Source organism: Arenibacter sp. S6351L (assembly GCF_023016025.1).
Lineage (GTDB): Bacteria > Bacteroidota > Bacteroidia > Flavobacteriales > Flavobacteriaceae > Arenibacter > Arenibacter algicola_B.
Map to the genome: position 1 here is coordinate 1 of NZ_JALKBB010000085.1, position 1,084 is coordinate 1,084.

Annotated in this window: 1 pseudogene; it reads left to right on the top strand. The window is 47.2% G+C overall.

The window, feature by feature from the left end:
- Positions 1 to 1,084 (top strand): annotated as a pseudogene (locus MWU82_RS23970) (hypothetical protein); the annotation flags it as partial.

Consider the following 1,084-nt stretch of genomic DNA (forward strand, 5'->3'; position numbering starts at 1 on the left):
ACAACCCGCCATATACCTTTACCATCAACGACGGGACCAATCCGCCGACCACACAGAACAGCAACCTGTTCACAGGTCTGGCAGCAGGTACATACGACATTACCGTTACCTCGGACAGGGGATGCTTTACCTTGCAAACCGTAACCATTGATGAACCTAATGCTTTAGATGCCGCGATCACCGATGTAACCGATTTCGCCTGTAATATGAACAATGGCGTCCAATCTGCTTCTATTGAAGTTACTATTACTGCTGGTACTGGAACACCTTCCTATACCTATAGTGTTAATGGTGGTGCCTTTATACCTACAGGTGGAAATGTATTTACCTATACGGTTACAACAGCTGGCAATTATGATATTATTGTAAAGGATAGCAATGGCTGTACTTTTACAATTCCAACCCAGACTATAAACCCATTACCCACCATTACGGATGTATCCGTTGCTCAGATTACAGAAATTACCTGTAACAATGACGAGGTGGCCAGGGTGACGGTTACGGGAGGTTCGGGCGACTTTACCTTTGAGCTTTTGCCTACGGGAAGTGCCCCGACACAGAGCTTGGTGAGCCAAACAGCCGACTTTACATTGACCACACCAGGGGACTATACCTTCAGGGTAACCGATAATGTGACCGGTTGTTATTTCACCACAGCTCCTTATAATGTGGCGCCTTACGACCTCATAGAAGTGGTGGCCACGGCCATTAACCCGGTGACCTGTTTCGGAGATACCGACGGGGAGCTAGAGATCCAGGTAAACAACTATTTGGGCAATTACGATTATCAGGTATTCAACAGTAGCGGAACCAACGTTACAGCAGTTATAAGTTCGGATACCTCATTCAACCCAAGGACCATTTCAGGATTGCCTGCAGGGAACTTCTATGTGGTAATTACCGCTACGGATACCCCCTTCTGCGATGATACCACCAATACGATTACCATAGGTTCTCCGAACGCAATTCTGAATCTGGTAGAAACGAACAATATCAATGCCAACTGTAACATCGGCGCACAGGTGACCGTACAAGCCACTGGCGGGAACGGTGGGTATACCTATGCCTTTGTACAGGACGGTGC